Source organism: Pseudomonas sp. LAMO17WK12:I5, assembly GCF_900215165.1.
GTDB classification, from domain to species: Bacteria; Pseudomonadota; Gammaproteobacteria; order Pseudomonadales; family Pseudomonadaceae; genus Aquipseudomonas; species Aquipseudomonas putida_A.
Map to the genome: position 1 here is coordinate 82,798 of NZ_OBDS01000002.1, position 14,841 is coordinate 97,638.

Sequence of the window (14,841 nt, forward strand, 5' to 3'; positions counted from 1 at the left end):
CGGCGGCGCTTGGGTAAGCGGCTCGATTATAGGAAGGGGGCTAACGAATGAACAAGAGCAAAGATCGCAGCTGTCGGGCTTACTGTGGCGAGGGAGCTTGCTCCCGCTCGGGCGCGCAGCGGCCGCCAAGAGGGTGGGGTCGCTACGCAACCCAGCGGGAGCAAGCTCCCTCGCCACAACAGCGCTTAGATCTTGGCGGGCACCAAGCTTGTATGCCAGATCAGCACCTTGCTCACCCGGTTGTCCTCGGTCTCGAGAATCTCCAGTCGATAACGCCCGATCTTCAAGCACACCGCGCTGTCCGGAATGGTCTCCAGCGCCTCGGTCACCAAGCCGTTGAGGGTTTTCGGTCCGTCGCTCGGCAAATGCCAGCCCAGGCATTTGTTCAGTTCGCGGATCGACGCTGTGCCGTCGATCACCATGCGCCCGTCGGCCTGCGGATGGATGTGCGGGTTGTCGAGGCTGTGCTCGCTTTCGAATTCGCCGACGATTTCTTCGAGAATGTCTTCCAGGGTGACGATGCCCAGCACCTCGCCGTACTCATCCACCACCATGCCCAGGCGGCGCTGCTGCTTGTGGAAGTTCAGCAGTTGCAGTTGCAGCGGCGTGCTTTCCGGGACGAAGTACGGTTCGTAGCTGGCGGCCAGCAGCGCTTCGCGGCTCAGTTGGCCATCGTGGAGCAGATGGCGGATCTGCCGGGTGTTGAGCACCGCTTCGACCTGGTTGATGTCGCTGTGGAACACCGGCAGGCGCGTGCGTTTGTTGTGGCGCAGTTGTTCGACGATCGCTTCGATCGAGTCGTCGAGGTTGATGCCGTCGACATCGCTGCGCGGCACCAGAATGTCGTTGACCGTGATGTTGTCCAGCGCATGGATGCCTGAGACCGGGTGGGTGCGAGACGGGTGTTCCGGATCGTTATCAGGGTCGGCAGGTTCTTCGTCTTCACTTTGCTGCACCACCTGGGGTTTGCGCGCGAAGGGACGCAGCAGCAAACCGCTGATGCGGCTCAGCAGCCACGCCAGCGGGTAAAGAATCTTCAGCGGAACCGCCAGCAGGGTATTACCGAACGACAGCACCGCATCCGGGTAGCGCTGGGCCACGGTGCGCGGAAAGTAGTCGGCAAACACCAGCAACACGGCACCGGCACCGAGGCAGGCGGCCCACGGGCCGTTCTCCTCGCAAAGGAAGATCGCCAGCAGCGTGGCAATGATTACCGCGAGGGCGCGGCACAGGGTGTTGCACAGGATCAGGCTGTCGAGCGGGAAGCTCAGCTTCGCCAGCGGCTTATCGCTGGCGCGCGAGGCGGTGCGTTGCGCGAGCAAGTGCTGCTGCGCGATTTCGACGGCGGTAAACAGCCCCGACCATAAAATCAGCAGGACAAATACCGCGAGCATCGGCCCTATGGGCAAACCGTCCATTTATGCCGCCCGTCAGATGTGCAGGATGTATTCACGAACCAGTTTGCTGCCGAAATACGCCAACATCAGCAGGCAGAAACCGGCGAGGGTCCAGCGAATTGCCTTGTGGCCGCGCCAGCCAAGGCGATTACGGCCCCACAGCAGCACGCTGAACACGATCCAGGCCAGGCACGCCAGCAAGGTCTTGTGTACCAGATGCTGGGCGAACAGGTTCTCGACGAACAGCCAGCCGGAGATCAGCGACAGCGACAGCAGCGTCCAGCCGGCCCAGAGGAAACCGAACAACAGGCTTTCCATGGTTTGCAGCGGCGGGAAGTTCTTGATCAGGCCCGACGGGTGCTTGTGCTTGAGCTGGTGATCCTGCACCAGCAGCAGCAAGGCCTGGAACACCGCGATGGTGAACATGCCGTAGGCGAGGATCGACAGCAGGATGTGGGCGAGGATGCCCGGTTCTTCGTCGATGATCTGTACCGTGCCGGCCGGGGCGAACTGCGCCAGCAGCACTGTCGCCGCGCCGAGCGGGAACAGCAGCACCAGCAGGTTTTCCACCGGGATCCGCGAGCAGGCCAGCAGTGTCAGGGCGATGACGGCCGCGGCGATCAGGCTGGCGGCGCTGAAGAAGTCCAGGCCCAGGCCGATCGGCGTCAGCAGGTGAGTGAGCAGGCTGGCGCTGTGGGCCAGCACGGCGAGGATGCCGAGCGTAACCAGCAGGCGCTTGTTCGCCTTGGCGCCGGAGGCCAGGCGGGTGCCCTGATAAAGGGTCGCAGCGGCATAAAGAAGCGCGGCGGCGATGGTAGTCAGCAAACTGGGTGACAAGGGGAGCATAAATCCTGTTAGGCAGGCCCGAAAGGCGCTGAGTTTGGCATAGAACCGCCACACCACGAAAGTGCGAGGTGTCCGCCCGACGCAGTCTTCGCTATAATCCGCGACCTGCCCACGCCGCAGGCTCGCCGAGCACATGTTGAATCCGGTCTGGGCCGCCATTATCCCGGTCTACACAGGGCCTGAAAGGATCGCGCAATGTTTGAAAACTTAACCGACCGTCTCTCGCAGACGCTGCGCCATGTCACCGGCAAGGCCAAGCTGACTGAAGACAATATCAAAGACACCCTGCGCGAAGTGCGCATGGCGTTGCTCGAAGCCGACGTCGCCCTGCCGGTGGTCAAGGACTTCGTCAATTCGGTCAAGGAGCGCGCTGTCGGCACCGAGGTGTCGCGCAGCCTGACGCCGGGCCAGGCCTTCGTGAAGATCGTCCAGGCCGAACTCGAAAGCCTGATGGGCGCGGCCAACGAAGACTTGAACCTGAGCGCCGTGCCGCCCGCCGTCATTCTGATGGCCGGTCTGCAGGGTGCCGGTAAAACCACCACCGCCGGCAAACTCGCGCGCTTCCTTAAAGAACGCAAGAAGAAGTCGGTGATGGTCGTGTCGGCGGACATCTACCGTCCGGCTGCGATCAAACAGCTGGAAACCCTGGCCAACGACATCGGCGTGACGTTCTTCCCGTCCGATCTGAGCCAGAAGCCGGTCGACATCGCCAACGCGGCTATTAAAGAAGCAAAACTGAAATTCATCGACGTGGTCATCGTCGACACCGCCGGTCGTCTGCACATCGACGAAGAGATGATGGGCGAGATCAAGGCGCTGCACGCCGCGATCAACCCGGTGGAAACCCTGTTCGTGGTCGACGCCATGACCGGTCAGGACGCCGCCAACACGGCCAAGGCCTTCGGTGATGCGCTGCCGCTGACCGGGGTGATCCTCACCAAGGTCGACGGCGATGCCCGTGGCGGTGCCGCACTGTCGGTCCGCGCAATCACTGGCAAGCCGATCAAGTTCATCGGTATGGGCGAGAAGAGCGAAGCGCTCGATCCGTTCCACCCCGAGCGTATCGCTTCGCGGATCCTCGGCATGGGCGACGTGCTCAGCCTGATCGAACAGGCTGAAGCGACCCTCGACAAGGACAAGGCCGACAAACTGGCCAAGAAGCTGAAAAAGGGCAAGGGCTTCGACCTCGAAGACTTCCGCGATCAACTGCAACAGATGAAGAACATGGGCGGCCTCGGCGGCCTCATGGACAAGCTGCCGAGCATCGGCGGCGTTAACCTGTCGCAAATGGGCAATGCCCAGAACGCGGCAGAGAAGCAGTTCAAGCAGATGGAAGCCATCATCAACTCCATGACCCCGGCCGAGCGCCGCGACCCTGAGCTGATCAGCGGTTCGCGCAAGCGCCGGATCGCCATGGGTTCCGGCACTCAGGTGCAGGACATCGGTCGCTTGATCAAGCAGCACAAGCAGATGCAGAAGATGATGAAAAAATTCACCGCCAAAGGCGGAATGGCGAAAATGATGCGCGGCATGGGCGGTATGTTGCCCGGCGGCGGCATGCCGAAAATGTGATTCAGGGCACCAAGACTTCGCCGGTCGTCGCACCGGCGCAGACCCTGCAAGGACGCAGGATCAACAGCAAACCCGCACTCGGCGGGAGCTGACTGGCCGTTTTCATCGACGGCTCTATATGCAAATCCGCACGGCATGCCATAGGCGCCGGAAAAAGTCATTTGCAAAAGTCCGGATATTCCTTAGAATATGCGGCCTTTCGGGCACCCATGCCCGCTGTGCATTTAGATTTGCAGCACCGACTACAGGAACGATGTTCACATGCTAACAATCCGTCTTGCCCTTGGCGGCTCCAAAAAGCGCCCGTTTTACCACCTGACCGTAACCGACTCGCGTAACCCGCGTGACGGCTCCCACAAAGAACAGGTTGGCTTCTTCAACCCTGTTGCCCGTGGTCAGGAAATCCGTCTGTCCGTGAACCAAGAGCGCGTAGCCTACTGGCTGAGCGTTGGTGCACAGCCATCTGAGCGTGTTGCTCAGTTGCTGAAGGAATCTGCCAAGGCTGCAGCCTGAGCAGTATGAGCGCGACGCCAGAAAAAGCTGATGACCTGATCGTTGTCGGCAAGATTTTTTCGGTTCACGGCGTTCGCGGCGAGGTGAAGGTCTTTTCCTTTACCGATCCGATTGAAAACCTGTTGGACTACCGCAACTGGACGCTTCGGCGCGAAGGCGTGGTGAAACAGGTCGAGCTGGTCAGCGGCCGATCCACTCAAAAGGATCTGGTTGCCAAGCTCAAAGGCCTCGACGATCGCGATGAAGCCCGTCTTCTGAGCGGTTACGAGATTTGCATCTCGCGAAGCCTTTTGCCCAACCTGACAGGCGACGAGTACTACTGGTACCAGTTGCAGGGTCTGAGCGTCATCAACCAGGACGAGCAATTGTTCGGCAAGGTTGATCACCTGTTGGAGACCGGCGCGAACGATGTATTGGTGGTCAAGCCCTGCGCGGGCAGCCTGGATGATCGCGAGCGGTTGTTGCCCTACACAGAGCAATGCGTGCTGGCAATCGACCTGGATGCAGGCGTGATGCGGGTGGAATGGGACGCGGACTTCTAAGCAATGGCCAGCCTGCGCGTAGACGTCATTACGCTGTTCCCCGAGATGTTCTCGGCCATCAGTGAGTACGGCATTACCAGTCGTGCGGTCAAACAGGGGCTGTTGCAGCTGACCTGTTGGAATCCGCGGAACTACACGACGGATCGGCATCACACTGTGGACGATCGCCCGTTTGGCGGTGGTCCGGGCATGGTGATGAAGATCAAGCCCCTGGAAGATGCTCTGGTTCAGGCCAAGGTAGCAGCCGGGGAGGCGGCGAAGGTGATTTACCTGTCCCCCCAAGGCCGTCAACTGACTCAGTCGGCGGTACGCGAGTTGGCAAAATCGGATGCATTGATCCTGATTGCCGGCCGCTATGAAGGCATTGACGAGCGCTTTATTGAGGCTCATGTCGATGAAGAGTGGTCGATTGGTGACTATGTACTGTCTGGCGGCGAGCTGCCGGCCATGGTCATGATCGATGCGGTTACACGACTGCTGCCTGGAGCTTTAGGGCATGCGGATTCCGCTGAGGAAGATTCCTTTACGGATGGTCTGCTGGATTGCCCGCACTACACCCGACCTGAGGTGTATGCGGATCAGCGTGTTCCCGACGTGTTGCTAAGTGGCAATCACGCGCATATCCGGCGTTGGCGTTTACAGCAGTCCCTTGGTAGGACCTATGAACGACGCGCCGATCTTCTGGAAAGCCGCTCGCTTTCTGGAGAAGAGAAGAAGCTGCTCGAGGAATACATCCGCGAGCGGGACGATAGTTAACAACGTATCGATGGTAGATCAGTTGATTTACCTTAGGAGCACAGCATGACCAACAAAATCATCCTTGCACTCGAAGCAGAGCAGATGACCAAAGAAATCCCTACCTTTGCCCCAGGCGACACCATTGTCGTTCAGGTGAAAGTGAAGGAAGGCGATCGTTCCCGTCTGCAAGCGTTCGAAGGCGTTGTCATCGCCAAGCGTAACCGCGGCGTGAACAGTGCGTTCACCGTTCGTAAAATCTCCAACGGTGTTGGCGTAGAACGTACTTTCCAGACCTACTCCCCGCAGATCGACAGCATGGCTGTTAAACGTCGCGGTGACGTACGTAAAGCCAAGCTGTACTACCTGCGCGACCTGTCGGGTAAAGCAGCTCGCATCAAGGAAAAACTGGCTTAAGTCCAGCTTCCGATGCAGAAAAAAGCAGCCTACGGGCTGCTTTTTTGTTGCCTGTAATTTATCCACAGCATTTTTGTTTCAGGCCAGAACCATGACCACCCGCGACCAGGAAATCCAGCGCCGTACCGAACTCTCGGTAACCCGCGTGACCAAAGCCGTCTTCCCGCCGACCACCAACCACCACAACACCCTGTTCGGCGGCACCGCGCTGGCATGGATGGACGAAGTGTCGTTCATCACCGCCACCCGCTTCTGCCGCCTGCCGCTGGTGACTGTTTCAACCGACCGCATCGACTTCAACCACGCGATCCCGGCCGGCTCCATCGTCGAACTGGTCGGTAAAGTGATCAAGGTCGGCAATACCAGCCTCAAGGTCGAGGTGGAAGTGTTTGTCGAGAGCATGAGTTGCGATGGCCGCGAGAAGGCGATTCATGGGCAGTTCAGCTTTGTCGCTATTGATGATGACAAGCGGCCGGTGCCGGTGCTGCCTGGGTTTGCAGCCTGATCTGGAACCGAGTCGCGCCATTCGCGAGCAGCTCAGGCACCGCTGCTCTCAGGCTGAATCAACGCCAACAACGTCCACCCGGATCCCGGTTTCAAAACGGTCTCCGGCGTCACCACATGCACCCAGCCACTGTCATCGCGCATGAACAGCAGCGTCGCCCGATTGCCATGCAATGCCTGGTAATCCTCCCAACCGAAACCGTCCGTCAGCGTCGTGCTGTAGACCTCGGCGCCGTTGCTGATCAGGCTGGCCAGCTTGGCGTAGGTCAGCGCCTCGCTCCCCAGCTGATTGCCGCGATGTTCCAGGCTTGCCCGATGCTTGTCACTGCGACGACTTTCCTGACCACTGGCCAGGCCGAACAAACGCTGATGACCGAAGTCATGGCGAAAGCGCATCGCCGCCAGGGTGTTCAGCTCGCCCGAAGGCGACAGCGCCAGCAAGTGGCCCAGCCCCACCAGATCCAGATGCGCATCGGCATGCTGCGAAGCCGGGTTGCCAAAGTACGTCGGCAAACCCTCCATGCGCGCCGCACGAATATTCTCCCAGCTCGAATCGGTCAACAGCACGCGGCTGCCCAGTTGCTGCAACGATTTGCCCAGCAGACGCGCCGGGCCGTTGGCGCCGACGATCAGGAAACCGCTCGGCGCCGGTTCAGCGACGTTCAGCAAGCGTGCGAGTGGTCGAGCGGTTGCACTTTGCAGCACCACGGTGCCGATGATCACCGCGAAAGTCAGCGGCACCAGCAGCAGCGCACCTTCGTGTCCGGCCTGATCCAGGCGAATCGCGAAAATCGCCGACACCGCCGCCGCCACGATCCCGCGCGGGGCGATCCAGCACAGCAAGGCGCGTTCACGCCAGCTCAGGCTGGAACCTGCGGTGCTCAACAGCACGTTCAACGGGCGTGCGATCAGTTGAATCACCAGCAGCAGAATCAGCACCAACGGCCCGAGGCCGATCAGGGCATGCAGATCCAGCCGCGCCGCCAGCAGGATAAACAACCCGGAAATCAGCAGCACACTGAGGTTTTCCTTGAAGTGCAGGATGTGCCGCACATCCACGCCCTTCATGTTTGCCAGCCACATGCCCATCAGCGTTACCGCGAGCAAGCCGGACTCGTGCATCACCTGATTGGACGCAATGAAAATTCCCAGCACCGCCGCCAGCGAGGCGAGGTTGTGCAGGTATTCCGGCAGCCACTGGCGACGGATGACGGTGCCTAGCACCCAGCCGCCGACCACCCCGAATACGCTGCCGCAGACAATCACGCCGCCGAAGGTCAGTAGACTCTGTTCGAGGCCGTTTCCTTCGGAGCGGGCAATGATGAAGCTGTAGACCACCACCGCGAGCAGGGCGCCGATCGGGTCGATGACGATGCCTTCCCAGCGCAGGATGTTGGCGATCGAGGCTTTCGGCCGCACCACCCGCAGCATCGGCACGATCACCGTCGGGCCGGTCACCAGCGTCAGGCTGCCGAACAGGATCGCCAGCAGCCAGTCGAAGCCAAGCAGGAAGTGGGTCGCGACGGCAATCACCACCCAGGTCGTGAGCGCGCCGATTGTCACCAGCCGATGCACGACGCTGCCGATCTCGCGCCATTCCGACAGGTGCAGGGTCAGACTGCCCTCAAACAGGATCAACGCTACCGCCAGCGACACCAGCGGCATCAGCAGCGGGCCGAACATTTCCTGCGGGTTGAGCCAGCCCAGCACCGGCCCGGCGAGAATCCCGGTCAGCAACAGAAACAGAATTGCCGGCAGCTTCAGGCGCCATGCCAGCCACTGGCAACCCAGCGCCGCGGCGCCGATCCCGCCAAATGCCAAGAGAATTTGCTGCTCGTTCATTGATGCTCCCTGTTCCTTGAATTAGCGGGCTATGAAAGACTAGCGGCCATTCCTACAGTTCACTCTACATTTGCGCACAGCCTCGGAGGTTGTGTGTCTTGAGCGCCCATGCCTGCCATCGACCATCCGCTGATTGACCAATTCCTCGACGCCCTGTGGCTGGAAAAAGGCCTGTCCGACAACACCCGCGGCGCTTACCGCAGCGATCTGGCGCTGTTCAATGGCTGGCTGCAGGAGAAAAACCTCGAGCTGATCAATGCCGGTCGCGAGTTGATCCTCGATCACCTGTCCTGGCGTCTGGAGCAGAACTACAAACCGCGTTCCACCGCCAGATTTCTTTCCGGTGTGCGTGGCTTTTATCGCTATCTGCTGCGGGAAAAGCTGATTACGGTCGATCCGACCTTGCGCGTCGACATGCCGCAACTCGGTCGGCCTTTGCCCAAGTCGCTGTCGGAAGCCGACGTCGAGGCGCTGCTCAAGGCGCCGGATCTGAGCGAAGCCATCGGCCAGCGTGACCGCGCCATGCTTGAGGTGTTGTATGCCTGTGGTCTGCGGGTGACCGAACTGGTCAGTCTGACGCTGGAGCAGGTCAACCTGCGTCAGGGCGTGTTGCGGGTGATGGGCAAGGGCAGCAAGGAGCGGCTGGTGCCGATGGGCGAGGAGGCGATTGTCTGGGTCGAACGCTACATGCGCGATGGCCGCAGCGAGCTGCTCGGCGGGCGCCCCAGCGATGTGCTGTTTCCCAGCCAGCGCGGCGAGCAGATGACCCGCCAGACTTTCTGGCACCGGATCAAGCATTGGGCCAAAGTCGCCGGGATCGGCAAATCGCTGTCGCCGCACACCTTGCGCCATGCGTTTGCCACGCACCTGCTCAACCACGGCGCCGATCTGCGGGTGGTGCAGATGCTGCTGGGGCACAGTGATTTGTCGACCACGCAGATCTACACCCATGTGGCGCGTGCGCGCTTGCAGGACCTCCATGCCAAACACCACCCAAGAGGCTGATGCAACCTTCAATGTTGGAGTCATTACCTGTGGTGAGGGGATTCATCCCCGATGGGCTGCACAGCAGCCCCAAAAACTTTGGGTTTAATAAAAACACCAAAGTATCCATTTACGACCGCAGCGCCTGCATCGGGGATAAATCCCCTCACCACAATAATGTGTGCCAGTCAGCCTTGAGTGTCTTGTGTCAGGCGCATTCGGCCATGCGAGCCTTATGTGGTAGGCTTTGCCGGTTTGCACGATGGACGGTTATGACCCGGTGTTCCGGCACGGGCGTTCTGACCGTTTCATTTGTCCGCCTTCAGGAGTTCTCATGCGTCTGACCCAGATTTTCGCCGCCGCAGCCATTGCGTTGGTCAGCACCTTTGCCGTCGCCGATGACGCGGCCGACAAAGCCATTCGTCAAAGCCTGGAAAAACTCGAACTCGAGGTTCCGGTAGAAAGCATCAGCGCCAGCCCGTTGCCGGGCATGTATGAAGTCAAGCTCAAGGGCAGCCGCGTGCTGTACGCCAGCGCCGACGGCCAGTACATCGTTCAGGGCTACCTGTTCCAGCTCAAGGACGGCAAACCGGTCAACCTGACCGAGAAGACCGAACGCCTGGGCATCTCCAAACTGATCAATGCCATTCCAGTGGCCGAAACCGTGGTGTATCCGGCGGTGGGCGAAACCAAATCGCACATCACCGTGTTCACCGACACCACCTGCCCGTACTGCCACAAGCTGCACGCTGAAGTGCCTGAGCTGAACAAGCGCGGCATCGAAGTGCGTTACGTCGCGTTCCCGCGTCAGGGCCTCGGCTCGCCGGGTGACGAGCAACTGCAAGCCGTGTGGTGCTCGACCGACAAGAAAGCCGCCATGGACAAAATGGTCGATGGCAAGGAAATCAAGGCCGCCAAGTGCGCGAACCCGGTTTCCAAACAGTTCGCTTTGGGTCAGTCGATCGGCGTGAACGGCACACCGGCCATCGTTTTGGCTGACGGACAAGTCATTCCGGGCTACCAGCCGGCGCCACAAGTCGCCAAACTGGCGCTGGGCGCCAAGTAATTCGCATCGTCACGGTCAGCCTTTGACGATCATGGTCCGGCAGCAACATCGCCGGGCCATTAATAGAGAGCCGCGAACACGCGGTTGTTTTCCGGCCGACCTTGCGTCGGCCGTTTCATGGGGAGTTCACAGTGAATCCGGTCAAAGTAGGCATCTGTGGGTTAGGGACCGTCGGTGGCGGTACCTTCAACGTACTTCAGCGCAACGCCGAGGAAATTGCTCGTCGTGCCGGGCGTGGGATCGAAGTGGCACAAATTGCCATGCGCACGCCAAAGCCTCAGTTCCAGACGACCGGTATTGCGATTACCAACGATGTCTTCGAAGTGGCCACGAACCCTGAGATCGACATCGTCATAGAGCTGATGGGCGGCTACACCGTTGCCCGCGAGCTGGTACTCAAGGCCATCGAGAATGGCAAGCATGTGGTCACCGCGAACAAGGCACTGATTGCCGTTCACGGTAATGAAATTTTCGCCAAGGCACGCGAGAAAGGCGTGATCGTGGCGTTCGAAGCGGCTGTGGCCGGTGGCATTCCGGTGATCAAGGCGATCCGTGAAGGCCTGTCCGCCAACCGCATCAACTGGGTCGCCGGGATCATCAACGGCACCGGTAACTTCATCCTCACCGAAATGCGCGAGAAGGGTCGCACCTTCGAAGACGTGCTGGCCGAAGCGCAAGCGCTGGGCTACGCCGAAGCCGATCCGACCTTCGACGTCGAAGGCATCGACGCCGCGCACAAACTGACGATTCTGGCTTCCATCGCGTTCGGCATTCCGCTGCAATTCGACAAGGCCTACACCGAAGGCATCACCAAGCTGACCACCGCCGACGTGAATTACGCCGAAGCGCTGGGCTACCGCATCAAGCACCTCGGTGTGGCGCGCAGCACCGCTGCCGGTATCGAGCTGCGCGTACACCCGACGCTGATCCCGGCCGATCGCCTGATCGCCAACGTCAACGGCGTGATGAACGCCGTGATGGTCAACGGTGACGCTGCCGGTTCGACCCTGTTCTACGGCGCCGGTGCCGGCATGGAGCCGACCGCTTCGTCGGTGATCGCCGACCTGGTGGACGTGGTTCGCGCCATGACGTCCGATCCGGAAAACCGCGTGCCGCACCTGGCCTTCCAGCCGGACTCGCTGTCGGCGCATCCGATCCTGCCGATCGAAGCCTGCGAAAGTGCCTACTACCTGCGCATCCAGGCCAAGGACCATCCGGGCGTACTGGCTCAGGTGGCGAGCATCCTCTCGGAGCGCGGCATCAACATCGAGTCGATCATGCAGAAGGAAGTCGAGGAACACGACGGTCTGGTGCCGATGATCTTGCTGACCCACCGCGTGGTCGAGCAGCGTATCAACGATGCAATCGCCGCCCTCGAAGCCCTGGCCGGCGTGAATGGTCCGGTTGTGCGGATCCGCGTCGAGCACCTGAACTAAGTCGTTGTCCTGCAATGGCCCCGTGAAAGGGGCCACTGTTGTGCACACTCTCCATTGGAGTCAGTCATGCGTTACATCAGTACCCGCGGCCAGGCACCGGCCCTGAATTTCGAAGACGTCCTGCTGGCCGGTCTGGCCACCGACGGCGGTCTGTACGTCCCGGAAAACCTGCCACGTTTCACCCAGGAAGAAATCGCTTCCTGGGCCGGCCTGCCGTATCACGAGCTGGCTTTCCGGGTCATGCGCCCGTTCGTGACCGGCAGCATCCCGGACGCCGATTTCAAAAAGATCCTCGAAGAAACCTACGGTGTGTTCTCGCACAGCGCTGTTGCGCCGCTGCGTCAGCTCAACGGCAACGAATGGGTGCTCGAGCTGTTCCACGGCCCGACCCTGGCGTTCAAGGACTTCGCCCTGCAACTGCTCGGTCGTCTGCTCGATTACGTGCTGGAAAAGCGCGGCGAGCGCGTGGTCATCGTCGGTGCCACCTCGGGTGACACCGGTTCGGCCGCCATCGAAGGCTGCAAGCACTGCGAAAACGTCGACATCTTCATCCTGCACCCGCACAACCGTGTGTCCGAAGTGCAGCGTCGGCAGATGACCACCATTGTCGGCGAGAACATCCACAACATCGCCATCGAAGGCAACTTCGATGACTGCCAGGAAATGGTCAAGAACAGCTTCGCCGACCAGAGCTTCCTCAAGGGCACGCGTCTGGTGGCGGTGAATTCGATCAACTGGGCGCGGATCATGGCCCAGATCGTCTACTACTTCCACGCAGCCCTGCAACTGGGCGGCCCGGCGCGTTCGGTGGCGTTCTCGGTACCGACCGGCAACTTCGGCGACATCTTCGCCGGTTACCTGGCGCGCAACATGGGCCTGCCAATCAACCAGTTGATCGTCGCCACCAACCGCAACGACATCCTGCACCGCTTCATGAGCGGCAACCAGTACGTCAAGGAAACCTTGCACGCCACGCTGTCGCCGTCGATGGACATCATGGTTTCGTCGAACTTCGAACGCCTGCTGTTCGACCTGCACGGTCGCAACGGCGCGGCGATTGCCGGGCTGATGGATTCGTTCAAGCAGGGCGGTGGTTTCAGCGTCGAGCAAGAGCGCTGGACCGAAGCCCGCAAGCTGTTCGACTCGCTGGCCGTGGACGATGCGCAAACCTGCGAAACCATCGCTGAAGTCTACGCGCAGTGCGGCGAAGTGCTGGATCCGCACACCGCCATCGGCGTCAAGGCCGCGCGCGAATGCCGCCGCAGCCTGGACATCCCGATGGTGATCCTGGGTACCGCACATCCGGTGAAATTCCCGGATGCCGTGGAGAAAGCGGGTGTAGGAAAAGCTCTCGAACTGCCTGCACATCTTTCTGATTTGTTTGAGCGAAACGAGCGCTGCACCGTTCTGCCAAACGAGCTGAAAGCCGTACAGGCCTTTGTCAGCCAGCACGGCAACCGCGGCAAGCCGCTGTAAGCCGAAAAAGCTGTCACATTTTGAAGCCCGTCTCCTGACGGGCTTTTTTGTTTCTGCTGCCACACTGCTCGGGTTTTCGCCCATGAAGGACGGGTGAGTCGATCACGAAGGAAGTGGCAATGCTGTTTGAAAGAGGATGGAAACACGCCCTGAAGCGGGTTTTTCTGCTGTGCCTGTTGGTTGGCTGGCGCGTGGGCGTTGCGGCGCATCTCGCGCATGATGAAGAGCAGTTGAACATCGGCACCGTTGTGCTGAATGAAGCAGAGCGGCAATGGGTTCGCGATAACCCGACGGTGATCGTGGCGGCGGAGCAGTACCCGTTGTACCTGTTTCTGGATGAGCATGGTCATTGGAGCGGCTTGAACAATGATGTGCTCAAACGCATCAGCGCCATGACCGGGTTGCAATTCGTTTACCGGGAGTCGTTTTCCACCGCGCAGATGCTCGAGCGCCTGGAAACCGGTGCCGCAGACATGAGCACGACTCTGGCGATGAATGATGAGCGCCGTTTGAGTCTGGATTTCAGTCATGCCTTTGGCGGTGCCGGTTGGGTATTTGTCGGCCGCGCCGGCGAGCCTGGAGTGCAATCGCTGGAGCAGTTGGCCAAACGGGTGCTGGTGTTGCCGGGTCGGCATGCGCTGGAGGGGGTGATCCGACGCGATTATCCGTCCATCGAATTACGTTCGGTGAAAACCTATGCCGAGGCACGGGCGCTGGTCGAAAGCGGTGAGGCCTATGCCACCATCGAAAACGAAATCGGTGCGCAGCTCTATCCCTCAGGCTTGCTGAAGGTTGGCGAATTGCTGGAGGGAAAATGGGAGGCGGATCTTCTGGCCGTGCGCAAGGGTCAGCCGCAATTGCTGAGCATCCTGAACAAGGCGCTTGAAGCGTTCCCGGCTTCCGAACTGCGGGCCATTCGCCTGAACTGGCTGGGCGGCATCGGGCCGAAACCAGCTGCTGCGGGCTGGCAACACTGGTCGCGTTTGGGCTACTGGGGTGTGTTTGTGGTGGGGGCTTTTTGTGGGTTGTCGCTGTTATGGCATCGGCGAATGGCGGCGCTGATCAAACAGCATCGAGACGTGCAAAGCCAACTCGGTGATCAATTGGTCTTCCAGCGCGCGCTGATAGACGCCATGCCTGACCCGGTGTTCGTTCGCGACCTGGAAGGGCGTCTGATCCTCTGTAACAAAAGCTACGAAGAGGCGTTGTCGATCCGCTTTGAGCAGGTGCAGGGGTGTCGCTTGATCGACGTCGATGCCCTGCCGCGTGCCACCGCCGGCATGCTGCATGAGGAGTTCATGATTCAGCTGAGAACCCGCCGAACCCGCTTCAGCAGACGTCGCCTGCAATTCAAGCAGGGTAATCGCGACATCTATCAATGGACGGTGCCGTTTTACTGTGCCAGTGGGGAGTTGCGAGGCCTGCTCGGCGGGTGGACGGACATCACCCGGCGTGATGCGGCAACGACGGGACATCCGCATTGATATAGGGAAATTTCCTATATCACGCGT

Annotated in this window: 14 protein-coding genes; 11 read left to right on the forward strand and 3 right to left on the reverse strand. The window is 60.3% G+C overall.

Annotated elements, in window-relative coordinates; all coding sequences use genetic code 11:
- Positions 1-185: 185 nt before the first annotated feature.
- Together CRO59_RS03135 and CRO59_RS03140 are read right to left on the reverse strand one after the other, a co-directional pair.
- A complete protein-coding gene (locus CRO59_RS03135) occupies positions 186-1,418 on the reverse strand; it encodes a transporter associated domain-containing protein (protein WP_097086370.1) in 1,233 nt (410 codons plus the stop codon).
- 12 nt (positions 1,419-1,430) lie between these two features.
- Entirely contained in the window at positions 1,431-2,243 is an 813-nt protein-coding gene (locus CRO59_RS03140) for an inner membrane protein YpjD (protein ID WP_027610969.1), read from the reverse strand.
- A 195-nt stretch (positions 2,244-2,438) separates the two neighbouring features.
- Between CRO59_RS03140 and ffh the strand changes: the two genes are divergently transcribed.
- From ffh to CRO59_RS03170, 6 genes are all read left to right on the forward strand, one after another.
- A complete protein-coding gene (gene ffh / locus CRO59_RS03145) occupies positions 2,439-3,815 on the forward strand; it encodes a signal recognition particle protein (RefSeq protein WP_007967791.1) in 1,377 nt (458 codons plus the stop codon).
- Between the two features lie 261 nt (positions 3,816-4,076).
- Entirely contained in the window at positions 4,077-4,328 is a 252-nt protein-coding gene (gene rpsP, locus CRO59_RS03150) for a 30S ribosomal protein S16 (RefSeq protein WP_003185073.1), read from the forward strand.
- Between the two features lie 5 nt (positions 4,329-4,333).
- On the forward strand, positions 4,334-4,870 hold the full coding sequence (gene rimM / locus CRO59_RS03155) for a ribosome maturation factor RimM (protein ID WP_003221979.1): 537 nt from the start codon (positions 4,334-4,336) through the stop codon (positions 4,868-4,870).
- Positions 4,871-4,873: 3 nt separating this feature from the next.
- A complete protein-coding gene (trmD, locus tag CRO59_RS03160; protein ID WP_097086371.1) occupies positions 4,874-5,626 on the forward strand; it encodes a tRNA (guanosine(37)-N1)-methyltransferase TrmD in 753 nt (250 codons plus the stop codon).
- A 45-nt stretch (positions 5,627-5,671) separates the two neighbouring features.
- The gene (gene rplS / locus CRO59_RS03165) at positions 5,672-6,022 is read left to right on the forward strand and encodes a 50S ribosomal protein L19 (RefSeq protein ID WP_003175895.1); all 351 of its coding nucleotides are present in this window, start codon (positions 5,672-5,674) and stop codon (positions 6,020-6,022) included.
- A gap of 91 nt (positions 6,023-6,113) precedes the next feature.
- Entirely contained in the window at positions 6,114-6,527 is a 414-nt protein-coding gene (locus tag CRO59_RS03170; RefSeq protein ID WP_007908981.1) for an acyl-CoA thioesterase, read from the forward strand.
- Between the two features lie 32 nt (positions 6,528-6,559).
- Here the strand turns inward: CRO59_RS03170 and CRO59_RS03175 are convergent, their stop codons facing one another.
- On the reverse strand, positions 6,560-8,368 hold the full coding sequence (locus tag CRO59_RS03175) for a sodium:proton antiporter (RefSeq protein ID WP_097086373.1): 1,809 nt from the start codon (positions 8,366-8,368) through the stop codon (positions 6,560-6,562).
- Positions 8,369-8,476: 108 nt separating this feature from the next.
- Between CRO59_RS03175 and xerD the strand changes: the two genes are divergently transcribed.
- From xerD to CRO59_RS03200, 5 genes are all read left to right on the forward strand, one after another.
- Positions 8,477-9,373, forward strand: a complete 897-nt coding sequence (xerD, locus tag CRO59_RS03180) for a site-specific tyrosine recombinase XerD (protein WP_007967784.1) — start codon at positions 8,477-8,479, stop codon at positions 9,371-9,373.
- A gap of 313 nt (positions 9,374-9,686) precedes the next feature.
- Entirely contained in the window at positions 9,687-10,418 is a 732-nt protein-coding gene (gene dsbC / locus CRO59_RS03185) for a bifunctional protein-disulfide isomerase/oxidoreductase DsbC (protein ID WP_007967782.1), read from the forward strand.
- A 131-nt stretch (positions 10,419-10,549) separates the two neighbouring features.
- The gene (locus CRO59_RS03190; protein WP_007908972.1) at positions 10,550-11,854 is read left to right on the forward strand and encodes a homoserine dehydrogenase; all 1,305 of its coding nucleotides are present in this window, start codon (positions 10,550-10,552) and stop codon (positions 11,852-11,854) included.
- A 66-nt stretch (positions 11,855-11,920) separates the two neighbouring features.
- Positions 11,921-13,330: a threonine synthase gene (gene thrC, locus CRO59_RS03195; RefSeq protein WP_027610971.1), complete on the forward strand. Its 1,410-nt coding sequence runs from the start codon at positions 11,921-11,923 to the stop codon at positions 13,328-13,330.
- Positions 13,331-13,449: 119 nt separating this feature from the next.
- Positions 13,450-14,814: a transporter substrate-binding domain-containing protein gene (locus CRO59_RS03200; RefSeq protein WP_096795209.1), complete on the forward strand. Its 1,365-nt coding sequence runs from the start codon at positions 13,450-13,452 to the stop codon at positions 14,812-14,814.
- Positions 14,815-14,841: the final 27 nt, after the last annotated feature.

Bases quoted from the DNA above. Each gene is read 5' to 3' on its own strand.
- thrC (WP_027610971.1), top strand. From the start codon at position 11,921: ATGCGTTACATCAGTACCCGCGGCCAGGCACCGGCCCTGAATTTCGAA.
- ffh (WP_007967791.1), top strand. From the start codon at position 2,439: ATGTTTGAAAACTTAACCGACCGTCTCTCGCAGACGCTGCGCCATGTC.
- CRO59_RS03140 (WP_027610969.1), bottom strand. From the start codon at position 2,243: ATGCTCCCCTTGTCACCCAGTTTGCTGACTACCATCGCCGCCGCGCTT.
- rimM (WP_003221979.1), top strand. From the start codon at position 4,334: ATGAGCGCGACGCCAGAAAAAGCTGATGACCTGATCGTTGTCGGCAAG.
- CRO59_RS03170 (WP_007908981.1), top strand. From the start codon at position 6,114: ATGACCACCCGCGACCAGGAAATCCAGCGCCGTACCGAACTCTCGGTA.
- dsbC (WP_007967782.1), top strand. From the start codon at position 9,687: ATGCGTCTGACCCAGATTTTCGCCGCCGCAGCCATTGCGTTGGTCAGC.
- rplS (WP_003175895.1), top strand. From the start codon at position 5,672: ATGACCAACAAAATCATCCTTGCACTCGAAGCAGAGCAGATGACCAAA.
- rpsP (WP_003185073.1), top strand. From the start codon at position 4,077: ATGCTAACAATCCGTCTTGCCCTTGGCGGCTCCAAAAAGCGCCCGTTT.
- CRO59_RS03175 (WP_097086373.1), bottom strand. From the start codon at position 8,368: ATGAACGAGCAGCAAATTCTCTTGGCATTTGGCGGGATCGGCGCCGCG.
- trmD (WP_097086371.1), top strand. From the start codon at position 4,874: ATGGCCAGCCTGCGCGTAGACGTCATTACGCTGTTCCCCGAGATGTTC.
- CRO59_RS03135 (WP_097086370.1), bottom strand. From the start codon at position 1,418: ATGGACGGTTTGCCCATAGGGCCGATGCTCGCGGTATTTGTCCTGCTG.
- CRO59_RS03200 (WP_096795209.1), top strand. From the start codon at position 13,450: ATGCTGTTTGAAAGAGGATGGAAACACGCCCTGAAGCGGGTTTTTCTG.
- xerD (WP_007967784.1), top strand. From the start codon at position 8,477: ATGCCTGCCATCGACCATCCGCTGATTGACCAATTCCTCGACGCCCTG.